General features: G+C 53.0%; 18 protein-coding genes and 1 pseudogene. 14 read left to right on the top strand and 5 right to left on the bottom strand.

Features of this window, described 5'->3' with window-relative positions; all coding sequences use genetic code 11:
• The first annotated feature begins 378 nt into the window (after positions 1 to 378).
• The 4 genes from JMI88_RS26370 to JMI88_RS26355 all read left to right on the top strand — a co-directional run bounded on the left by JMI88_RS26370 (position 379) and on the right by JMI88_RS26355 (position 4,743).
• A complete protein-coding gene (locus tag JMI88_RS26370) occupies positions 379 to 1,209 on the top strand; it encodes an NAD-dependent epimerase/dehydratase family protein (RefSeq protein WP_201364947.1) in 831 nt (276 codons plus the stop codon).
• Between the two features lie 192 nt (positions 1,210 to 1,401).
• Positions 1,402 to 2,352, top strand: a complete 951-nt coding sequence (locus tag JMI88_RS26365; protein ID WP_201364946.1) for an NADP-dependent oxidoreductase — start codon at positions 1,402 to 1,404, stop codon at positions 2,350 to 2,352.
• A gap of 537 nt (positions 2,353 to 2,889) precedes the next feature.
• On the top strand, positions 2,890 to 3,366 hold the full coding sequence (locus JMI88_RS26360) for a DinB family protein (protein WP_201364945.1): 477 nt from the start codon (positions 2,890 to 2,892) through the stop codon (positions 3,364 to 3,366).
• Positions 3,367 to 4,137: 771 nt separating this feature from the next.
• Positions 4,138 to 4,743 (top strand): hypothetical protein, encoded by a 606-nt coding sequence (locus JMI88_RS26355; RefSeq protein ID WP_201364944.1) that lies wholly within the window; start codon positions 4,138 to 4,140, stop codon positions 4,741 to 4,743.
• On the opposite strand, the gene JMI88_RS26350 is transcribed toward JMI88_RS26355, so the two are convergent.
• Complete coding sequence (locus tag JMI88_RS26350; RefSeq protein ID WP_201364943.1) at positions 4,726 to 5,355, bottom strand: nucleotidyltransferase domain-containing protein; 630 nt, start codon at positions 5,353 to 5,355, stop codon at positions 4,726 to 4,728. The genes JMI88_RS26355 and JMI88_RS26350 overlap by 18 nt on opposite strands.
• 373 nt (positions 5,356 to 5,728) lie before the next feature.
• Between JMI88_RS26350 and JMI88_RS26345 the strand changes: the two genes are divergently transcribed.
• Genes JMI88_RS26345 through JMI88_RS26335 form a run of 3 tightly spaced genes read left to right on the top strand, consistent with a single transcriptional unit; the run spans position 5,729 to position 8,465 of the window.
• Complete coding sequence (locus JMI88_RS26345; protein WP_201364942.1) at positions 5,729 to 5,977, top strand: hypothetical protein; 249 nt, start codon at positions 5,729 to 5,731, stop codon at positions 5,975 to 5,977.
• A gap of 44 nt (positions 5,978 to 6,021) precedes the next feature.
• Positions 6,022 to 6,864 (top strand): cupredoxin domain-containing protein, encoded by an 843-nt coding sequence (locus JMI88_RS26340; RefSeq protein ID WP_201364941.1) that lies wholly within the window; start codon positions 6,022 to 6,024, stop codon positions 6,862 to 6,864.
• Between the two features lie 44 nt (positions 6,865 to 6,908).
• Complete coding sequence (locus tag JMI88_RS26335; protein WP_201364940.1) at positions 6,909 to 8,465, top strand: multicopper oxidase family protein; 1,557 nt, start codon at positions 6,909 to 6,911, stop codon at positions 8,463 to 8,465.
• Positions 8,466 to 8,632: 167 nt separating this feature from the next.
• On the opposite strand, the gene JMI88_RS26330 is transcribed toward JMI88_RS26335, so the two are convergent.
• Positions 8,633 to 11,890 carry an ATP-binding protein gene (locus JMI88_RS26330; RefSeq protein ID WP_201364939.1) on the bottom strand — a complete coding sequence of 1,086 codons (3,258 nt, stop codon included), beginning with the start codon at positions 11,888 to 11,890 and terminating at the stop codon, positions 8,633 to 8,635.
• A gap of 476 nt (positions 11,891 to 12,366) precedes the next feature.
• Between JMI88_RS26330 and JMI88_RS26325 the strand changes: the two genes are divergently transcribed.
• The 7 genes from JMI88_RS26325 to JMI88_RS26295 all read left to right on the top strand — a co-directional run bounded on the left by JMI88_RS26325 (position 12,367) and on the right by JMI88_RS26295 (position 18,641).
• On the top strand, positions 12,367 to 15,378 hold the full coding sequence (locus tag JMI88_RS26325) for a PAS domain S-box protein (RefSeq protein ID WP_201364938.1): 3,012 nt from the start codon (positions 12,367 to 12,369) through the stop codon (positions 15,376 to 15,378).
• Complete coding sequence (locus JMI88_RS26320; protein WP_201364937.1) at positions 15,365 to 15,865, top strand: response regulator; 501 nt, start codon at positions 15,365 to 15,367, stop codon at positions 15,863 to 15,865. The genes JMI88_RS26325 and JMI88_RS26320 overlap by 14 nt, the downstream gene beginning before the upstream one ends.
• Positions 15,831 to 16,724: a hybrid sensor histidine kinase/response regulator gene (locus tag JMI88_RS26315; RefSeq protein ID WP_201364936.1), complete on the top strand. Its 894-nt coding sequence runs from the start codon at positions 15,831 to 15,833 to the stop codon at positions 16,722 to 16,724. The genes JMI88_RS26320 and JMI88_RS26315 overlap by 35 nt, the downstream gene beginning before the upstream one ends.
• Complete coding sequence (locus JMI88_RS26310; protein ID WP_308438867.1) at positions 16,607 to 16,987, top strand: sensor histidine kinase; 381 nt, start codon at positions 16,607 to 16,609, stop codon at positions 16,985 to 16,987. The genes JMI88_RS26315 and JMI88_RS26310 overlap by 118 nt, the downstream gene beginning before the upstream one ends.
• Positions 16,988 to 17,160: 173 nt before the next feature.
• Positions 17,161 to 17,355 carry a hypothetical protein gene (locus JMI88_RS26305; protein ID WP_201364934.1) on the top strand — a complete coding sequence of 65 codons (195 nt, stop codon included), beginning with the start codon at positions 17,161 to 17,163 and terminating at the stop codon, positions 17,353 to 17,355.
• A gap of 113 nt (positions 17,356 to 17,468) precedes the next feature.
• The gene (locus JMI88_RS26300) at positions 17,469 to 17,624 is read left to right on the top strand and encodes a hypothetical protein (RefSeq protein ID WP_201364933.1); all 156 of its coding nucleotides are present in this window, start codon (positions 17,469 to 17,471) and stop codon (positions 17,622 to 17,624) included.
• Positions 17,625 to 17,678: 54 nt separating this feature from the next.
• A complete protein-coding gene (locus JMI88_RS26295) occupies positions 17,679 to 18,641 on the top strand; it encodes a CPBP family intramembrane glutamic endopeptidase (RefSeq protein WP_201364932.1) in 963 nt (320 codons plus the stop codon).
• A 105-nt stretch (positions 18,642 to 18,746) separates the two neighbouring features.
• Here JMI88_RS26295 and JMI88_RS26290 read toward each other — a convergent pair whose 3' ends face one another.
• The 3 genes and pseudogenes from JMI88_RS26290 to JMI88_RS26280 form a co-directional block, all read right to left on the bottom strand.
• On the bottom strand, positions 18,747 to 19,310 hold the full coding sequence (locus tag JMI88_RS26290; RefSeq protein ID WP_201364931.1) for a DinB family protein: 564 nt from the start codon (positions 19,308 to 19,310) through the stop codon (positions 18,747 to 18,749).
• Between the two features lie 50 nt (positions 19,311 to 19,360).
• Positions 19,361 to 19,711: an MmcQ/YjbR family DNA-binding protein gene (locus tag JMI88_RS26285; RefSeq protein ID WP_201364930.1), complete on the bottom strand. Its 351-nt coding sequence runs from the start codon at positions 19,709 to 19,711 to the stop codon at positions 19,361 to 19,363.
• A gap of 539 nt (positions 19,712 to 20,250) precedes the next feature.
• Positions 20,251 to 21,042, bottom strand: a pseudogene (locus JMI88_RS26280) (outer membrane protein assembly factor BamB family protein); the annotation flags it as partial.
• Between the last annotated feature and the right edge of the window lie 386 nt (positions 21,043 to 21,428).

The following is a 21,428-nucleotide window of genomic DNA, read 5'->3' as shown; positions in this document are numbered from 1 at the left end:
GACCGACAAGATGTCGATCACCTCTCTCTCAATGTGCTTCAGAGGAATATGACAGAATGAATATATAAGCATCCACGAGGGAAAAATTGCACAATGACGACGCCACTTGAATTATCGCACAGATGGATATGCGTCAATTTATACTCAATACGATACGGGGACAGTTGCTAATGCATACGAAAGATTAGCTAGATTAATATATATTCAAGTGATGAGCAAAAAGTTCAGTAAGGGGGACGATAAAAAGCATCTGTGCCATAAAACATGATAGAATATGATGACTGCAGAATTGCCATTGATCGATAAATGCGAATAGTTGCGCATGAAAGAATGTAGATTATTATTATTAATAGGTTCGCGTTCTTGGAGGGAATAGTAATGAAAAAAGTTGTTGTTACTGGTGGAAGTGGCAAGGCCGGGCGAGCAGTGATCAAGGATCTGCTGGCGCATAACTATGAGGTTCTGAGCGTAGATCTGCTGCCACCCCAGGAGCGGCTGTGTCCTTTTATTAAAACGGATCTCACCGATCTAGGACAGGTATTTGAGGTGCTGCATGGAAGCGATGCGGTCGTCCATCTGGGCGCGATTCCCGCCCCTGGTATTCAGCCAGAGGAGGCGACATTTCGCAACAATACACTCAGTACTTATAATATCTTCAGCGCAGCCACGACGTTAAAGTTGCAGCGAGTGGTCTGGGCATCCAGCGAAACCACGCTGGGACTGCCATTTGAGCGCGAGAAACCTGTCTACGCGCCGATCGATGAGGAACATCCTCTGTATCCAGAGTCCAGCTACGCGCTCTCCAAAGTCATCTCAGAAGAGATGGCTCGCCAGTTCAGTCGCTGGAGCGGCATCCCTTTTGTGGGGCTGCGCTTTTCCAATATCATGGAACCCCATGACTATAAGCGCTTCCCGGCTTTCTCTGAGGATGCCACGCTGCGCAAATGGAATCTGTGGGGCTATGTCGATGCCCGCGATGTCGCCCAAAGCTGTCGCCTGGGCATCGAAGCCGACATCAGAGGGGCCGAAGCCTTTATTATCGCGGCCGCCGATACCGTCATGAAGCGCCCGAGCCGCGAACTCCTGGCAGAGGTCTTCCCCGGCGTGCCCCTGAAGGGCGAGATAGAAGAGTTTGAGACGCTCCTCTCAATCAAGAAGGCCCGCAAGCTCCTGGGCTATCAGCCCGAATACTCCTGGCGCAACGCCTGAGCGACTGCGATGCTTCGATACGATGGGACAGCTTTCGAGCTGCCCTATTGTTCAGGCGACATCTCTCCTTTTGGACAGCGACCAGCAGATATGCTCCCTCCTATACTGCTTAGTAATACGAAGAAATTTTTTGCAGCAATACAATTGTGCACAACATAATCGGCCATAATTGTATTGGGAAGGAAGCATGTCATGTCAGAAAAGATGATGCAGGCCATACAGGTGCAGCGGTACGGTGGTCCGGAACAGCTTGTGTTGGAGTCGATCCCCTGTCCACGGCCGCAAGCGGGCGAGGTGCTGGTGCGCGTTCATACCGTCGGCGTCTTGCCGATAGAGTGGAAGATGCGCCAGGGCCTGTTTAAAAGCGTTCGTCCCGCCACGTTTCCCTATATTCCGGGTAGCGCGCTCGCCGGCGTCATTGCCGAGGTTGGCCCCGGCGTGACTGCGTTCAACGTCGGGCAAGCGGTCTTTGGTCGCACCAACAACGGAGCCTACGCCGAGTATACAACTGGTGCAGTGGAGACGCTCGCCCTCAAGCCAGAGCAGCTCAGTTTTGAGGAGGCGGCGACGATTTCGGGAGGGGCCACCGTGGCCTGGTCAGCACTGTTTGAAAACGCGAACCTCCAGCCGGGCCAGCGCATCCTCATTCATGCTGCCGCTGGTGGGGTCGGCCTGTTCGCGGTCCAGTTCGCCAGGTGGCGAGGCGCGCAGGTCATCGGAACGGCATCAGCGGCCAATACAGAGTTCGTGCGCTCTCTGGGCGCTGACATGGTCATCGATTACACCAGAACCCCATTTGAGGAGTTGGTACAGGATATAGATGTGGTGCTGGACACGATAGGAGGTGAGGTTCTGGCGCGCTCCATGCAGGTCGTCAAACGCGGTGGCATCCTCATCTCACTCCTTGGAGAGGAGCCATCCCAGCAGGAAGCCAACCGCCTTGGCATTCGTGCCATGCAAAACGCGCCGACATTTCCCTTCCCCTCCAACAGCCTCCTGCAGAACATCGCCCGGCTGATGGCTGAGGGTCAGATCAAAACCACGGTTGCCAGAACTTTTCCGCTATCCGAGGCAAGCCACGCCCACGCCCTCAGCGAGATAGGACATGGACGTGGGCGCATCGTACTACAGGTCGCTCCCTGAGCCTCACCTGAAAGCATGGCGCTTGCTTTTTATTTAATCGGGCGCACAGAGAGCCAGAGACCAAGGCTAATCACCATGATCACAACCATGGTGATCACAAAGGCATGCAGAGGACTGCCGCTCCCGGCAGGTGGACAGCTTTCCACCTGTACCAATGAACAGAACCGAACGAATAATCATTGGCGCCCTTCTTGACAGGATTTACCGGTAACCCGTATACTCCTAAAGGAAATATTGACACTTTTTGGGAGGTTTCGATGGCTACGCCAGTGTGTCGCTAACTCCATGCTGTTTCCTGTTTCGACAGGGAAACACATATCACCATGCTTACATCCACCTATCGCGTGTCTCTCAGCGGCGACGAACGTTGAGCTGTTTGTTGCCTGGAAGTGCGGCGTGGCATGATTTTGCGCGCTGTTTCCTCTGCTCTGGTCAGCGATGTAATGGATGAGAAAGCCAGCAGCAAGATATGGGAGCTTCGGCTTCCAGCGTTTTCTTGCGCATTGTTAGAAGATCGATTATGAAGGAGTTATGACAATGACCACTGGACTTCCCAACTTTTTTGAATATAACCTCTGGGCAAACCTGCGTCTGCTCGACGCATGTGAACAGCTGACCGATGAACAGCTAGACGCTACCATGATCGGGACATTTGGCAGTGTACGCGAGACCCTCATGCACCTGTTCGCTTCTGAAGAAGGCTATGTGCGGTCTTTTACTGGAACTACCCCTACCCCACCACTGAAGGAACTCACCACGTTTGTAGGCTTCGACGAACTGCGGAGGCGCGCGGAGCTGTCGGGGAAAGCACTGATTACCATCTCGAAGGAGAGGGATCTCAGTCAGACCTTTTACCTTGACGGGGGAACCTATGAGTGCCAGGCCTACATCGTAGCGATCCAGGCTATCAATCACGGCATTGACCATCGCTCGCAGATAGCCACTCTACTCAGCCAGCAGGGCATCGAGCTACCCGCCCTCGATGCATGGGGCTATAATGATTCCATGTACTAAAGATTGAGAATATATTGGTGCAAAACATGCGCATTGTGCATGTTTTGCACCAATATAAAAAAACCTCTTTTGAGCTCCACAGGAGCGGCTCCCACGTAGCGACAAACCACTTGCGTTTTGTCGCTACGCAGCCAGTGAATCCGGGGTTGATCTCTTTCGCAGTGCCGGGGTATGTGATATCGTCCTGGCCAGTGCGCCCCTCTTGTGCTCGGCAGAAGTATTAAACGCTCAGAGTAGTCCGATTGAATACATGGGGCCTGGCATCATACATATATTATATAAATTGCACAAATTCTGTCTGTGCAACCCCCTCATGATGACACGATTTATCGTTAAACGATAAATTTTCCTAGCTTATGGCAGAGCATCTTTACTAAAGATAAAAGCTCTGCCAGCAGAACGATTGACTTTTGATGGCTAAGTCAACTATACTATTGCTCAACCAATCAATCTATTCAATAAGCGGCGTGTCCATTCCTGCCCACTTCTCGTATACTAATCAGAGAAACTCTGTGTAGAAAATATGTGTTTTTCTGATGGGTGGATGAGGTAGTCTGCGGCTCATCCTGCACTGGCTATTACTTTGTATTCTAGCATTCTTAACCTTAAGTTGAGTTTGCCTGTAACTCGCTTCAATAACCTTCGTTACAAGACAAAGTAATAATCAATTAGATTGACACACTATAAAAGAAATAGATATAATATTAAAACAGCTCGCCTGACTTTTTTGCCAGGAAATGAATTGAAAGTCAAATTGAAAGGAGGCAATAAATGGCGGAATGTGATCCGCAATCTATTTATATAGATTTTAGTATGTATAGTCCGGTAGCTGCTCCACAAGAACAATGCGCCTGGTGCTGGCCCTATATTCATCCCAATATTGCCTATCCAGAGCACTGGAGCTCTACAATTTGTGCGCAGCACTGTTTGCAAGTTATCGAACAAAGACACCGGAGACATCGCAAGAAACGCTATGTTGCACTACTAGAAATTTATAAGAGCTTGACACATTGCTCTCCATCATATTATCAGCATTGCAATGAACAATGGCTACAAGCAGTACAGGAGCTATTCAAACCAGAACAAGACCTGGCGTTTCCGCTACAAGCTATTTATACAACTGCTCGCCAGCAAGGACAAGAAGACTATCAGCGCTATATGAAAAACATGGGTCATTACGAACCTTTTTCGCTGATCTGGGAACGCGGAAATATTGCTGCTGGACGCTTCTTCCGCCATCCAGGTATTGCCATCAATGAAAAAATGATGTACCGTGACTCGTTCACTTATTGGTACAGCATAGGCTATATGCAACAGACATTTTTTCTTTTTTTGGGTCAGAAGAATGCAATAAATCAATTACATACCAGCTTCTAATCTGCCCAGCCAGGGATGGCCAGGCTGCACCATTTGCAGGGCCTGTTGCAGCCAGTGACGACGAGCAGTATCCAGATATGGCAGCACTCTATCGAAATCCGCTTCATCTTTGGAACGTAGAGCTTTAGCTTTATATAATAGTTGGATTTCTGGCGCAATATAAGGAAAGCCATCAGCGCTACGACACCCGATAATGGTAAGTGGACGATGAATACGCTCGTCACGCCGGAATAGCCAGCGCCCGGTGGCGCTATCCGCCACCATCAACTGCAAAGCCCAGGGAGCAGTAGGAGTAGGACGACACCAGATATCGTGCACCTCCCGGGGCAAAGGTCTGGTCAGCTCCCACGTACGAAACGGCCAGGTAAGCGAAGACCCCGGATGCGCCTCCTGCATATCCCAATCCCCAAAAATAGAGCGCACAGCCTGTTGATCACGACGCAAGAACTGCACATCGATATCGTCATGCTCACGCGTCTGCTCTCCCACAAAAAGATCTAACGCCCATCCCCCGGCAATCCACCAGGGAACCGTCACAGCGGCAAAGAGTTGCGCCACTTCATGCGGTCCCCATGGTTGCCAGCGCCCAAACTGATTTGCCTCGTCAGCCATTTTTTTCTCCTTTTAAAGCAAATTCAAGCACATTCTCTATACGACAATTATACAATTCTCACACCTGTTTCAATCCTGATGGAGGAACGCTTCTTCGGCAGTACGGAGATCTATCGTCAGCCGGAGGAACGTCTGGAGGAACGTTTGAGAAACGCACGTTGAATTACAATCCTGACATGCTATAAAAAGCATTTGGAAACGCCGCCTGGACGCGGCTAGCTCCGCCGCCACAGTTTATCGGTTGAAATGGCTCAGTTTCCAGGGAAAGGAATGGCCACCCAGGCGGCTGCGCTCATCCAAATGAATAGCATGAGATCAATGAGTGGATCTTGTTGGTGCTGGTGGTTTCTGCCAGGAGAGAGGATGGAGATCGATGGAGCCTTCTCAGCAATTCAGGTCGCATTTGTTTACGCTGCGTGTGTGGCAGGAGGAGGTGGGAGGTGGACAGGTAGAGTGGCGCGGCAAGGTGCAGCTAGTGACGGGAAACGATGTGCGCTACTTTCGCCAGTGGCAGGCGCTGGCCCCGCTACTGCAAAGTATGCTGCAGGATGCCGCGGCTCTATCTAACCTTGAAAAACTGGTGGAAGCTGAACTACCTGACCGACAGGAACCTGGTCTGTAAGGACACAAGCAGTCATGTGCTTGCTAAAAATGATGAGGATTTTTATGGATACGATGGTTCACCAGACGGCTATCTGGAAACGTCTGTTCTTGCGTCAGCCACTATCGCCTCTGGGTAAGACAGCGGTGACGACGCTGCTCATTCTGACCGTGGTATGCGGCTTGATGTCGTTGCTATCGATCTCCCTGCTGTTTATCGCGGCGCTTCTGCTGCTCATCGCGGCCTTTCTGACAACTGGCATTCGCTGGGCACCCGCGCTGTCGGCCCTGATCAGCGGCGTCTTCCTGTATGTCCTGCTGATAAACGTGCCGTTCCCGGTCTTCCATCTTATGCACCCCAAAGATGCTGAGGGAACGACCCAGCCGTGGATCTCTTATATATTGTTTGTAGTTATAGTATTGATGGTTGGCAATACACTATTGGCCTGTGCAGCCAGCAGCGCGGCTCTGGTCCAGAACTACGTGCAGCGCCCACGGCGCTCCCTGCCCTGGTTCCCTGCCACCCTGACCGGAGCGCTAGGCATTCTGGCAGGTATGTTGCTGTGCGGAGCACTGGTCCAGCCCCCCGCCGCTGCGAGCAGCAGTACCACAACCAACGGCGAAGCGACCGCACATATGGGCATCAGTAACTTCTCGCCAGCAACGATCACTGTGAGCAAAGGCAGCAAGCTGAAACTGGTCGATGATGGCTCGTTCCACCACACCCTCTCCAATGGTAGCTGGGTTAATGGTCAACCCCAGAGCGAGAAGGTCGCAGGGGCGCCTACAGTCAATAATCTGGACATTACCGGCAATAGCGTTGAGATAGGACCATTCAATACGGCCGGCACATACCACATCTATTGTTCGCTGCATTCCGGCATGGTGCTCACGATCACAGTAAAATAAATACTGCAATAGCTATACGACATAATGATGAAAGATATAGAAAAATGCAACGTACTCTATTAGAGGAAAAGAAGAAAAGAAATATTCCAGTCATCTGTGTCTTTGTCGCAATTGCCTGCTTGCTGGTCTTGATGGGCTTCCTGGACACCTTTGTGCTGAAACGTCCTGAGGCCGGTCCGCCCAATCCACCAGCAGCCAGTGTACCTCTGAAGGCTCCTGAGCTACCGACTGGTGCAGAGGTGCCGCAGGCGCTGAATATGGGAATGCCGGGTGCGCCAATCTCGGTGACCGATCTGCAGGCAACCCACTCGACAGCGCCAGAGAAGCATTTTACGCTCACAGCTGAAGCGGCCAGTCTGGCGCTGGACCATGGCGCGCCGGTGCAGGCCTGGACCTTTAATGGGAGCGCGCCCGGACCAACGCTACGGGTACGGCAAGGGGACATGGTGGTGGTGACGCTGATCAATCATCTCTCGTTTGGCGTGACGATCCATTGGCATGGCGTCAGTGTACCGAATGCCGACGATGGCGTGGCTGGCGTAACCCAGAATGCGGTCAAGCCGGGCCAGTCCTACACCTATCGCTTCCTGGCTAAGGATGCCGGTACATACTGGTATCACTCGCACCAGTTTAGTTATACCGAAACCACGGGAGGCCTGTATGGCATGTTGATCGTTGATCCAGCCAGCCCGCAGGTGCATGATGATGTGGATAGCAGCGTAACATTGCACGATTGGAATGGGGCCAACAATCAGACGCTGCTGGCCATCAATACGACGACCGGGACCGTGAAGACTAACGCCCGAGCGGGACAATGGGTGCGCCTGCGGGTGCTGAACTCGTCTAGCGACCAGCATACGGTGACGCTCCTGGGCGCTCCCTTTATGGTAGCGGCTCTGGATGGGCATGATGTGAATGCGCCCCAGTGGCTGAACCAGACCCCGCTGCCAATTGGAGCGGCCCAGCGCTACGATCTGCGCTTCCAGATGCCCAGAACCGGCGCGGTAACCCTGGTCACCTCGGCCAACAACCGGCAATATCAGTCAGCTCCCGCTGTGGTCCTTGGACAGGGAACGGTCCCGGGAAAGTTGCCAGCGGTCAGCACACACTGGTTCAACCTGGATACGTATGGGCAACCAGCCCCTGATCCCATTACGACTAAAAGCCATTTCGATGTCAACTATGGCATCACCTTAAATAATCATATGGGCGACTCCCTGGGGCGCATGGGAATGGTGTACACACTGAATGGAAAGGTGTTTCCGCAGACTGGCATGATCATGCTCAAGGAGGGGCAACTGGTTAAGATGCATCTGGACAACCAGAGTGACCTCATCCATCCCATCCACCTGCATGGCCACGTCTTTACGGTCCTGACCCATAACGGGCACGCCCTGACCGGCAGTCCGATACACCTGGATACGATCAATATCCAGCCGCACGACAGTTACGATATCGCCTTTCTCGCCAACAATCCTGGCATCTGGATGCTACACTGCCATAATCTGCTGCACGCCAACTGGGGCATGGACATGATGGTCATGTATGACATCTCAACCCCCTACAGTATCGGGCGCGCAACAGGAAATTTTCCCGATTAACAATAGATTCGGAGCTTGCCTCCGATTACCCCTCGCCCCATTATAACGTTCCTTTGAATACGATACCGTATAGAAGGGAAGATAGCGTGTGGGTACCGGTCGCCGCTCCTGCGGAGGGCGACAATCGGAGGCAAGCTCCGAACCTATACGCGTCGTGTTTCCGCGTCTCATACATATCCTTGCTGGCGGGCGAGGGGAAGGGATTGTTGGAGGAGTTCGCGGGCCCGCTCAGGTTGTTGCTCCTGCCAGGATCGAACGGCGTCCGCAAACAGGTCGCGCAGGGCGGCTGGTGGCTGCTGTTGCGTCGGCTCCAGCATGGCCTGCACACAGACGATCGCCTCGGGCAGACGCTCCTGCTGCAGATAGATCCCTAGCAGGGGGCCCAGGGCGGTCCATTGAAAAGGATTGATGGGATGCATCTGCCGCCATTGTTCCAGCGCGCTGCGCGCAGAGGACTCAGCCTGCTCCAGATCGCCATCGCGCCAGGCCAGCCACGCCTGGTGGGCTGTATGCATACGCGCAAAAGCAATACCCGAGACCTCCTGGGCGGAGGACACCAGTTCGCGCACCACCTCTACCTGACCACGCTGGCGGGCTACATAGGCCAGAAATAAACGACAACGGTGGTAGAGCCGCGCATTTACCACTTTCTGCGAGGACCGCATAGCCGCCTGCAATTGCTGTTCGGCCTCGTCCAGTTGTCCAGCGTAGAGCAGGCTGGTCCCAAACCCAAATTGGGCGAAGCCCAACAGGCGCGATAGGTTGGCCTGTTCCACAGCCTGGACGGCCTGGCGAAAGAGAGTCAAGGTAGCAGCGGAAGCCTGGTAGTGTTCCTGCACTAATTGAGTAGTGGCGGCGCTGAGCTCAAACTGCGCCCGCTGCTCCTCGGCGCCTGCCTGTTCTACAACTGGACGCATACGCGTGATCAAGGCCGCCATCTCACTACCTGACAGAGGATGAACCTGCAGCGGCAAGAGCTTATCGAGCTGAAATGAGATCCACTCACGCTGCCATTCCAGGCTAGACTGATCGGGGTCCTGCTCCAGCAGGCGCTCAGCTGCATTAAAGTCAGCCAGTAATTGCTGGCGCTGCGCAGGATATTGCCAGGTCTTAGCGATGCTGCGTTGGAGGCGAGCGCGCAGGCGCATAGCCTGCTCAGGCACAGCGAGCAGGGCCCGCTGATAGGCCGCGCGCTCCTCCTCCGGTCGTCCCAGGGTACCCAGCAGATTACCTTGCCGCTCCAGCAATGTAGCCAGCAACTCCCACGACTGATCCGCGCCAGAGCGCTTCCCATTGGTTTGTTCATATAAGTCGATGGCCTGCTGATAGAGCACGATCGCATCCTCATTGGCATACATACTGGCAGCTATATTACCGGCCCTCATATAATAAGGAATGGCTCTGGCAGGTTGGCCGGCCCGCTCGTAGTGGGCAGCAATATGCTGGCTGACGCTATCCAGGTCGTCTGCATAGAGGGTCACAAAGGCTTCAGCGACACGCCGATGCAGCTGGCGACGATGGATTGCGCTGAGCGAGTCATAGGCCTGCTGGCGCAGCTTCTCATGGCTAAAATCATAGCTCTCATCTGCCTGCTCACGCACAATGCGCCGCTGCCAGAGCTCATCCAGGCTGGTGACAACCGCATCTTCGTCCTGGTTACTGGCCTGGGCCAGAATATCAAAATCAAACTTGCGGCCGATGACAGCGGCCAGGGACGCCAGTTCACGGGCCGTAGATGAGAGTTGCTCCAGCCGCATGCTCAAAATGGTCTGGACCTTTTGGGGCAGGCTGGAGGCAGTATGGGCCAGCAACGGTAGGACCCTCGGCCCGGGAGTTGCCGCGCTGCTATCCCTGGTCGCTGCCAGCAGGCCGGCCCGTACCATCTCAACCACAAACAGCGGATTACCCTCCGTCTGCTGTAACAGATCGTTAAAGAGCGGAGCGGCCAGTTGCTGTCCCGCGATGTGCCCCGCCAGGGCGGCAATCTCGCTATCCTCCAGAGGACCCAGAGGAAGCTCGGTCACCAGACCGTCGCGCTGCAAAGCGGCCAGAAAAGTGGTCAATGGATGCCCGACCTGGACTTCTTCGGCGCGGACAGTGCCGAGCAGCAGAAAGCTGGCAGGCTGCGCATACTGGAAGCGGAGCACATAATGCAACCACTCCAGGGTCTCATGATCACACCATTGCAGGTCGTCGAGCAATAAAAGCAAGGGGCGCGCCTGCTCCCCAGGTTGAATGATGGCATGGAGCAAGGACTCAAAAAACTGCTGGCGCTGCCAGCCCTCGCGCATCAGTCCGGGGCGCCGCAAAGCGGCATGGCGCGTCAAAATATCGGGCAACAAGCGCGCAATCTCTGTTAGCCAGAGCTCATCCAGCGTCTCCAGCTGTACCTGGACATGCTCGGAGCGCAGCCACGTGGCCACCGGAGCATAAGCCATCTCACCATCGGTCGCATAGCAAGCCGCGCGGACCGTGGACATCCCCTGTCGGCTCACCCAGGCCAGCATTTCATCGGCCAGGCGCGTCTTACCAATGCCGGCCTCCCCCGATACAATCACGATCTGTGGCCGGCCCTTGAGAGCTTGATGCCAGGCCGCCTGCAACTGTCCCCACTCACGCTTACGGCCCAGCAGCGGAGCCTCACCGCTGCGACCAGCCAGGGCCGACGTTCTGGTAGGGGCAGGTGTCTCCATCTGCAGCAGTGATTCATATATATGCCGGGTGCTCTCGGCTGGCTCAACGCCCAGCTCATGCTCCAGGGTCGTCGCACAAGTATGGTAAGTGCGCAGGGCGGCCGCGCGATCTCCTTGCAACGCATACAGGCGCATCAACTGGCGATACGTAGCCTCCCGTAAAGGATCATAGCGTTGCAAGCGCTGGCACAGCTTCAGGGCCGCAGCATAATCGCGCCCCTCCTCCAACAAGGTTGTCAGACGCCCGACAGCCTCCAGGTAGAGCTGGCGCAAGCGATCTCGCTCCTGCAAGACCCATTCCTCATAGGAGCCAGCAAAAAAATCGCCACGATAGAGCTGGACGGCATGCGTCAGCGCCTGCTGCTTATCCACCGTGACAGCAGCCTGTTCGGCCTGCGTCAGCATCTGCTCAAAATCCTGCACATCCAGCATCCAGGATAGCTCTGCCTGCGGCCGCCACTGTACACTGTGGCGATCTACCACCAGCAATCGATCAGCCGCGGGCAAGAGCTGGCGCAACTGGTGCAACACCTTACGTAAATTCGAGTAGGCCTGGACCTCACTGGTATCAGGCCAGAGCAGAAAAGCCAGTTGAGAGCGCGACTGAGGCATGTCTCGGTGCAACAACAAATATACCAGAACAGACTGCACGCGCGGCGCGTGCGCCAGCACGATTGGCGCTCCTTCCCACAAAAAACGAGCCTCACCAAACAAAGATATCTGCAAGGTCACAGCCACGACAAACCTTCCTATTTCAAATGGGCCGCAGGTTGCTGGCAATGGCGATATAAATAGCTACATATGCATAGCCACTGTCTGTTCCAATATTACGCGCTAGAAGCGCGAAAAGCTAGAGGTAATCTTGATCGGGAGCAATCAGCAGCAGGGAAAAAACTAGCAAAAAAGTACTAAAACAAGGGCCGGCAATGCAATAAACAGGCCGCGACGCTGGTTTGCATGGCGAAGCGGGCGGTTTTATCTTGCAGGGGTTAAACAATTTATGTTAATATGACTTCGCAGAATAGTGCAGAGTTGGCTTCAGACAGGCGACATATAACCAGATAGAGATATGTCGTGCGGAAAAAAGGAGTCGCCCTGGCTGATCTGCAGTGAAGGTGCGAATGTATTCGGTCAAAGTTACAGTATGCCTGCACTAAGCGGCAGATGACATCTCGGGAAGGCTGGAAATATAAGAAAAGAGACAATGCATGGCGAAACGACCTGATCCCACTCCGCAGGAAGAGATAAGTACTATCTCACAACTGCGCTCCGAAGTCAGACAAACCGAACGACGGTTCCGGGCAACTTTTGAGCAGGCGGCAGTCGGTATGGCACACGTGGCACTCGATGGCCGCTGGCTACAGGTGAACCAGAAATTGTGCGATATCTTAGGGTATAGTCGAGAAGAATTGCAAAGCCTTACCTTCCAGCAAACCACCTACCAGGAAGACCTGGCTGATGGCATGACCGCGCTCCAGCAACTGATTGCCGACGAGATCACAAACTATCGCGGCGAGAAGCGCTACGTACGTAAGGACGGTCAGTTGACCTGGGTACAATTAACAGCCAGCCTGGCACGAAATGAAGATGGCACGCCTATCTATTTGATCACGGTCATCCAGGAAATCGATGCGCGCAAGAAAATGGAAGAGGATCTTTATCGTCAGCAGCAGGCCTTCCAGACGCTAGCTGAAAACGCGCAGGACATCATTAGCCGCTTTGATTCTAACTTTCGTTTCATCTATGTCAACCCGGTGGGGGCTAGAACTTCGGGCATTCCACAGACTGAATTTATTGGCAAAACTCACGCGGATCTGGGCTTACCTGCCGAGCATGTCACCAACTGGCAGGCTGGACTGCAGAAGGCATTTGAGACGCGACAACCATTAGAGATCGAGCTTAAATTTGACGGCTCTACAGGCCTGCGCTATTATCAGGCTCGCCTATCGCCCGAGTTCGACGCGGCCGGCAACATGGTGTCTGTGCTCAGCATCGCACGCGACATCACCGAACAGAAACTTATCGAAGAAGAGCGCGTGCGCCTGCTGGAGAGCGAGCAGCAAGCCCGGGCCGAGGCCGAAGTTGAACGCCAGCGACTCTACGATCTTTTTATGCAGGTCCCGGCACTCATCTGTCTCTTACGCGGCCCCGAGCACAGGTTTGAATTTGCCAACGAACGCTATCTACAGCTCGTCGGTAATCGCGACCTGATCGGCAGAACTATCCGCGAGGCACAGCCTGAACTAGCGGGTCAGGGCCTTTATGAACTGCTCGATAATGTCTATCAGACAGGCAAGCCATTCATCGGCAGTGAGCTACCAGTCATGATCGATCGTAAACTCAATGGGCACAAGGAAGAAGGCTACTTCAACGTTGTCTACCAGCCTGCGCGCAACATTGAAGGCGCTGTCGAGGGCGTCATGGTACATGCCGTCGAGGTCACCGAGCAGATCCGTAACCGTGAAATCACCAGATCCAGTCAGCAGCGCCTGGAGATGGCGCAGCAAGCCGGGCAGATCGGAACCTTTGAGTGGCTCGTGCCCACCAATGATATCATCTGGACCCCCGAGCTAGAGGCTTTATATGGTCTACCTGCCGGAGGTTTTGAGGGTAAATACGAAAGCTGGGTCCAGCGCATCCATCCAGAAGACCTGGAACGCGTCGAAAGTAATCTTCAGCGCTCCATCCAGGGTGGTGCCCCTTATCATATTGAATTCCGCATCATACGCCCTGATGGGAGTATCCGCTGGATGCTGGGCAAAGGCGATACACACTATGATGAACATGGGCAGGCCCTACGTGTCATCGGCGTCCACATCGACATCACCGAGCGAAAAGAGACGGAATTACAGCTAGCCCGAACCCTGGAGCAGGTCGGCTTTATCGCCGCCACCAGTAAGCTGCTGGTTGCCTCGATCGACTATCGGGAAGTATTGGTCCATGTGATCAAAAACGCCATCCCGGCCATCGGCGACTGGTGTCGCATTGACCTGCATAGTGAAGAGCCAGACATCCAACCTTTGAGTATCTCTTATCCCGACTCGGTGGAGGGCATGCGCGAGCTCAGCTTCGAGCAGATCAGCCGCGTCATCGATGTTACACCATCAGCGCTGGGCACGGTACGGCAGCAGAAAAAATCGGAGATCATCACTCATCTCGATCAGGAAGCTTATAGGACCCTGACCATAGATAAGGGCGAGCAGAAAGTGCTGAAAAAATTCCATGCCGGTTCGGCGATGGTGGTTCCTTTAGTAATAGAAGACACGATTGAAGGCACAGTCATTCTGGTCGCCTCCGCCGAGCGCGGACCCTATACCGTGGCCGATCTCAATATCGCTGAAGAGTTGGCCAGCCGCGTCATCATGGCCATTGAGCGTGCGCGCATCTATCATAACCTGCAGGACCTGAACGCCAACCTGGAGAGCCGCGTCGCCCAGCGCACCGAAGAACTGCGCCAGCTTAATGCTGATCTGGAGCGCAGCAACCAGGAGCTACAAGAATTCGCCTATGTGGCCTCGCACGACCTGCAGGAGCCACTGCGCAAAATTCAAGCCTTTGGCAATCTGCTCGAAGATGAATATGGCGAGCAGATTGATGATGGCAAAGAATACCTGGATCGGATGCGCAACGCGGCCGGTCGCATGCGTGTCCTGATCGACGACCTGCTCACATTCTCCCGGGTCGCCACCAAAACCCTGCCATTTACACCCACCAACCTGGAAATGATTGCCCGCGATGTCATAGACGACCTGGAGACGCGCATCCAGGAAACACATGGCACGATAGAGATAGGAGAATTACCTACCATTGATGCCGACTCACGGCAAATCTATCAGGTCCTGCAAAATCTGCTGGGCAACGCCTTGAAATTTCATCGACCTAATGTGCCACCAGTCATTAAGGTTGCAGCCATCATCCAGGATGCCTCGACCGAAAGTGAATTCAAGAACGAACCCAGGTGCGTTCTGACCATCCAGGATAACGGTATTGGCTTCGATGAAAAATATCTGGACCGCATCTTTACCGTCTTCCAACGCCTGCATGGCAGAAATGAGTATGAAGGCACCGGTATTGGTTTAGCGGTCGTGCGCAAAATTGTAGAACGACATGACGGTACCATTACCGCTACCAGTAAGGTTGGCGAGGGCTCTACCTTTATCGTGACCTTACCAGTACATCACCAAACGAAAGATATGGATAAACGCTATGATGAATTCTAGCTCCATCGTCATTTTAATGGCGGATGATGATGAAGACGATATTCTGCTCACTCAAAAAGCATTAAAAAAAGGCAAATTGCTCAATACACTCTATAGCGTCAGCGATGGAGAAGAGCTGCTCGACTACCTGCTTCATCGCAATAAATATGCCGATGCCGACGCCTCGACCGCGCCGCTGCCCGGGCTGATTCTCCTCGATCTGAACATGCCCAAAAAAGATGGGCGTGAAGCACTCAGGGAGATCAAGAACCATCCGGAATTACGGGACATTCCGATTGTGGTCTTTACAACATCAAAAGCGGAAGAGGACATTTATCGCTCCTATAAGTTGGGCGTCAACTCGTTTATTACCAAGCCTGTTACTTTTGAGAAGCTGATTGAGGTCATGCAGGCATTGGGCAAATATTGGTTTGAAGTGGTAACTTTGCCTGGCAAGTCAAAGAAGGATACGTATGGAACTACAGCCAACGACGATTCTACTCATTGAGGACGACGAGGAGGATTATATTCTCCTCAGAAAAGTGTTCACCAAGATGCGCAATGCTCACTATAAACTGGTATGGGAGAGCGATCCCATTTCGGGCATGGCCCGAATGATGGGGGATCAGCATGACCTCTGCCTGCTTGACTATCGCCTGGGCGCGCTGAATGGAATTGAGTTGATCAGGAAAGCTCGTAGCCAGGGCTATGGGAAGCCGATCGTGCTCCTCACCGGTGCCAGCGAATCCGAAATCGATATCCAGGCCCTGCAGGCCGGCGCAGACGATTATATCTCCAAGGAAGGCCTGCAGGAGGACCTGCTGCGCCGCAGCATTCGCTATGCCATCGAGCGCAAAAAAGCCGAGCACGAACGCGAGAAGCTGCTCGCTGATCAGCTCGCCACCCAGAAGCTCGAGAAGAAGCGCAATGAGTTCATCAGCATGGTTGTGCATGAACTGCGTACACCGCTCACCAGCTTGAAGGCACACGCGCAGATTCTGCGTAAACGCTTCCAGCTCAGCGGTGACGAGCAGGTCCTACGCACAACGACACGCATGAATACCCAGATCGATAAGCTCGCCGAGCTGATCAGTGACTTTCAGGACGTCACCAGGATCGAAGGGGGCAAGCTTCAATTTCGCGAGAGTTATTTTGATTTCGACGAGCTGGTATCTGAGCTGATCGAGGAAATTCAACCGGTAACCGAAAAGCACACGATCTTACGCGACGGCGAATCCCACAAAACAATCTGGGGGATCGCGGGCGCATCGGACAGGTCATTACCAACCTGCTCACGAACGCCATCAAATACGCTCCTGACAGCGATCGTATCGTGGTTAAAACGACCTCCGATAGTGAATCTGTGACCCTGCGCGTCCAGGACTTTGGGCCCGGCATTCCCAAACAGCTGCAGCAGAAGATCTTCGATCCTTTCTACCGCATGGATGACTCTCAGCAAGCATCGATTTCGGGCCTGGGGCTCGGCCTGTATATTGCCTTTGAAATTATTCGGCGCCAGGAGGGGCATATCTGGGTGGAGAGTGAAGAGGGCCAGGGCGCAACCTTCTGCTTTTCGCTACCCCTGGATCGGGCGCATGCATCAGAAAAAGATATTGAAGCCGCTATCTAGCTACGCTGGCAGACAGCGGCCGCGCCGTGCATAATGTGGGCACTCACTTGCAGCGGCTTAACCAAAGGGCCTCGTTTCTCCTGCATACTTCCACAAGATTACTTTTTATATGCAAAACTACGTATATTTTTTAGCGATAAATGAATAAAAGAAAATTGGAAAAAGAGGACACGATGCGAAAAGGTCTGGCAATTCTGCTGATGAATATGCTGGCATCTGAGCTTGGCTATAAGATTAAATTCATCACAGCCTCAGATGAATATGCGAATGATACCCTTTTGCTCAACAATAACAACGGCGATATGCAACGCTTTAGCGGCTGCGATAAGTATGAACAAGCCGTCGCGTGGCTGCGCAAAAAAATATAACCCTAACACCCGCAACTTTACGTGCGCAAAAATAAAAATCAGATGTGGGATCCAATACAGTATCTTGAAAAGCCGAGCAGAAACTTTTAGACTATAAGAAAACGTATGCACTAGTGAAGGGCAATGCAGTTCTGAGTAAGGATGAACTTGCCAGCGCTACGCGCGAAGATATGATGCATCTTTTCCAGGTGTTTGTGGGAGGCTTGATGGGGGACTTTGCTCAATATCTACAACAAAAAAAAGATACCAATCATGATGAGGAGAAATAAATTCGCATATAGAAATAACATAGCGGTAAGCAAAGAAAGCTATGAGGTATTGTCATGGATACGAGGGGTCATATGGACGCTCTGCCAGCGGACGCTCCGAACACGGCGACTGCCGTCAACTGGAAAGGTATCGGTTGGTACCTGGTACTGACGTTTGGTTTTTCCTGGAGCGCGTTTGTACTGCTGAAACTGGTGGGCGTGCCGTTTCCGCTGCGTACCGTCCTGGGCATGTTTGGCCCAACACTGGCGGCCCTGCTGGTGCGCTGGCTACGGCATGAGGGCTTTGGAGATGCCGGACTGCGCTTGCGAGGGAAAGAATACAAAGGGAACAGGCGCATCTGGCTGTTCTATGTCGCCGCCTACCTGCTACCGATTATATTGCTGGCGCTCGGCTTCGGCCTGGCAATCCTGTTGCATCTGCAGCAATGGGTTCTGGCCGAAAAGATGGGCCATTTGCTGAGAATATTGCCAAAAGGCAACCAACCACTTCTATCGCCCAGTAGCCTGGGACTGTTGCTCATCCTGGCATCCCTGACGATCAATTTACCACGCACCATGGGCGCTACGTTTGGCGAAGAATTCGGCTGGCGCGGCTACCTGCTGCCCAGGTTGATGCCGTTGGGAAACGTGCGAGCGTCCCTGCTCGTTGGAGTCATCTGGGGCCTCTGGCACGCGCCGCTGATCGTCCTGGATCGCTACGAATTCAGCGGTCTCTATCCCGCCCTGGGCGTCTTCTTCTTCCTGCTATCAACAATTCCCTATAGTATTATGTTCACCTGGTTACGCGTTCGCACCGGCAGTATCTGGCCAATCGTTCTGGCGCACGCAGTCGTCAATAATTTCGTGGGAAGCGTCATAGGCTATGCCATGACGGTGGGCAACCCCTACATAGGAGCCCCTCTGGGCATCGTCGGAGTGCTACCCTGGTTCATCTTTAGCGGCTGGCTCATCTACACTAAACGCCTTCAACCAGCCCAAGCAGTCCAACCAGCCCTTACCACACCTGCCACCGTTTAGGCGCACATGAAACCAGAGAGGTTGTTATCAGGACCGATAATGACCTCTCTGGCTACTGTATTTCTCGAGCTACAGAGCCAGGCAAGCTGATTTGCCAAAGCGGGTTCAGCGCAAACGCGTACGGTAGAGGTCGCGCAAAAGCGCAATCTCAGCGCCATGGCTCAGCAATTCCTGATTTACCCACCAGATAATATCCAGGAACGGGAGCCGAGGATCTAATCCCCAGGGCAATTGGCTACGACCAACCTGGTCCAGCTGTTCATCGGTTGTATTAATGAGCACAGTTCGCCACGTCTCGGCTGCTACATCCAGCGATGAGAGCGCATCCAGAGCCCCTCCGAAAACCTCATAATCATCCACCGCGAGCGATCTGGTGCCTGTAGTGTAATCGGCACGATGGAGAAAATCGTTGGCAAGGTGGCACATACGCCAGGCAATGGTAGTCACTGGCGGTGGCACCGGTTCCTGTCCTTCAAACTCCATCACCCAGGCACCTTTGCCAAACGACATGCCGGTCTGGCAAGCATCTCGTCGACGAATACTCCAGCAATTGGGAACCGGCTCCCATAGATACTCATCATCGGTTACCCCCTGCAGACGCGTAATGAGACGGTTCCGCGCATCATCAAATTGCTTGAGGAGGGGCTCTAAACGGGGTGGTAACGTCATGAACGATTCTCCTTACAGCACAGCGCTCAAGAAAATAGAGGGGCCCTTACTCAACGCTTGAGCCGGGCCGCCAGACGTTTGGGAGCGGTCAGCACGTAGCTATCGGTAACCAGGCTGGCGATCAGCTCCCAATCGAGATCGACATCGAACCAGAGGCCAATCCAGCCATGATGGCCAACATAGGGCGGCACAAAGAAGTGCTCTGGGTCAGAACCGACCAGCACCTGCTGTGCTCCCGCCGGCGCCTTGCACCAGACGGTCATGCGACCATCGACAGGATGCTGCATCGCGAAAATCTTATCGCGCACCCGAAACGTTGGATTCCCCACACCGCCTCCTTCGGTCGCCTCCGGCAACGCCAGGCAGATCGTACGCAGGCGCGCAATCAATTCTTCATCCATGCAGTCAATCCCTTTCTATTCGCTCTAAATTAGAAACAATGTTCTTATCTCATTGTGCATCAATCAGGAGAAAAATGCAAGCATTGCGACAATTGGGGGATGCGCGTGTTTGGCATTGGAATTGTACCAATAACACGATATTGTATAGGTTCGAGGCTTGCCCTCGATTGTCCCACCGTTTGTGGGACCCCGTATCTCTACGACGAGGCACCTCGTAGCATCACATCTCGCTCCACGAGGTGCCCAAAAGCGGACCATCCCTTACGTACGGTATCGTCATTTTTGGGACAGGCGCATCCGACGAAGGTGTTTGTTGGCGAGCATCACCTGTTTGAGGAAGATGCAGGTGCAGGAACCAATCGGGCGCAAGGCCCGAACCTATGATTCCACCTTTATTGTTGCTTTTACGTAATAAAATGCGCGATAGTTCCATGCTTCCTTGCTTTATCTATAAGCTCTGCAGCAACTGTTCCGCAAATACGAAAAGCCTGGCGAAGATATTTATTCTCGCCAGGCTTTTGCAAAAGCGAACATATCAACTATGGAGCCATGACCACTTGATAAATCCGATCAGAAGGCGTGGTGAGCTGCTTTTGCCAGAGCATTGAACTATCCGATAAGCGCACGCTAGTAATCGCCCGGATGATTCCAGGCTCAGATCCGATACCGAGATAGATGTGCTGTGAATCATTACCCAAAATCCCGGTAGATTTGTATGATTGTGTCAATGTACGGGAGGCAAGAAGCTCGCCTGTTCGAGGGTCTATTGATACAAATTGACGTGGCAGTGCTACATTCGCGTTAGTCAGATAGAGGGCATGATTCGCGATTCTTCCACTCACATATATGGTCGACATTGGCACATTCACCTGCCAGGCAACTTTTCCATCTTTCATATTCAATGCCTGTATCGTATGCCCATTTTTCAAGTTGGAGTTCACAAACAGATAGCCGTTTTGTGATAGTAGGGCGGTTGAGGCTATAGGAACAACGTCCACATTCTCAGTGAGCAATCCATGACCAATTGGAGTTGTCCACAGTAACTTCCCATTGGACGCGGCAAATGCGTACACGCGGCTCTTTGTGCCTGATGAGTCACTATCTCCTATATAATTGCCTGTAACGGTATAGATAATACCATTGACCAGATAGAGCTGTGTAAACCTTGCAAGCTCCAGGCTATGTTGCTTCCACTGTAGCTTGCCAGTCGCTTCATCGACTGCGTAAAGATAATTAACGGCGATGCAGTAGACTGTTCCATTCGCGCTGAGTGTAATTGTAAATGATGATGGCATATTAAGATACCAGCGTACACTACCCGTTGCACTTGCTAAAGCATAGAGGTACGACTGATTGTCACGTAGAGGAGATCATGCCCCCAGCATGCTCGTCATGCCCCCGGCATGCTCGTCATGCCCCCGGCATGCTCGTCAGCACCTATGATGCTGATGGAGACAGGATCATATTGACTTACTTTTATTTATATGCCATTGTGTGCAATATAGTACACTATATTTGCCATAAATTTACAAATAAGTCATCATTGTTTTAATCCTTCCAGACTCCTGTGTATATATTTCTTATGTAGTTTGTTTTGTAGGTGTCAGATTCCAATCAACTCGCGATGAGAAGTATGCCAGGGATTGTTACAAACCGCGTCATACCTGAATCCACAAGCAACACAATATAGAAAGGAGCACCAGTCATGGATGATGAC

The organism is Dictyobacter formicarum (genome assembly GCF_016587435.1).
This window is presented reverse-complemented; position numbering and strand designations above follow the sequence as displayed.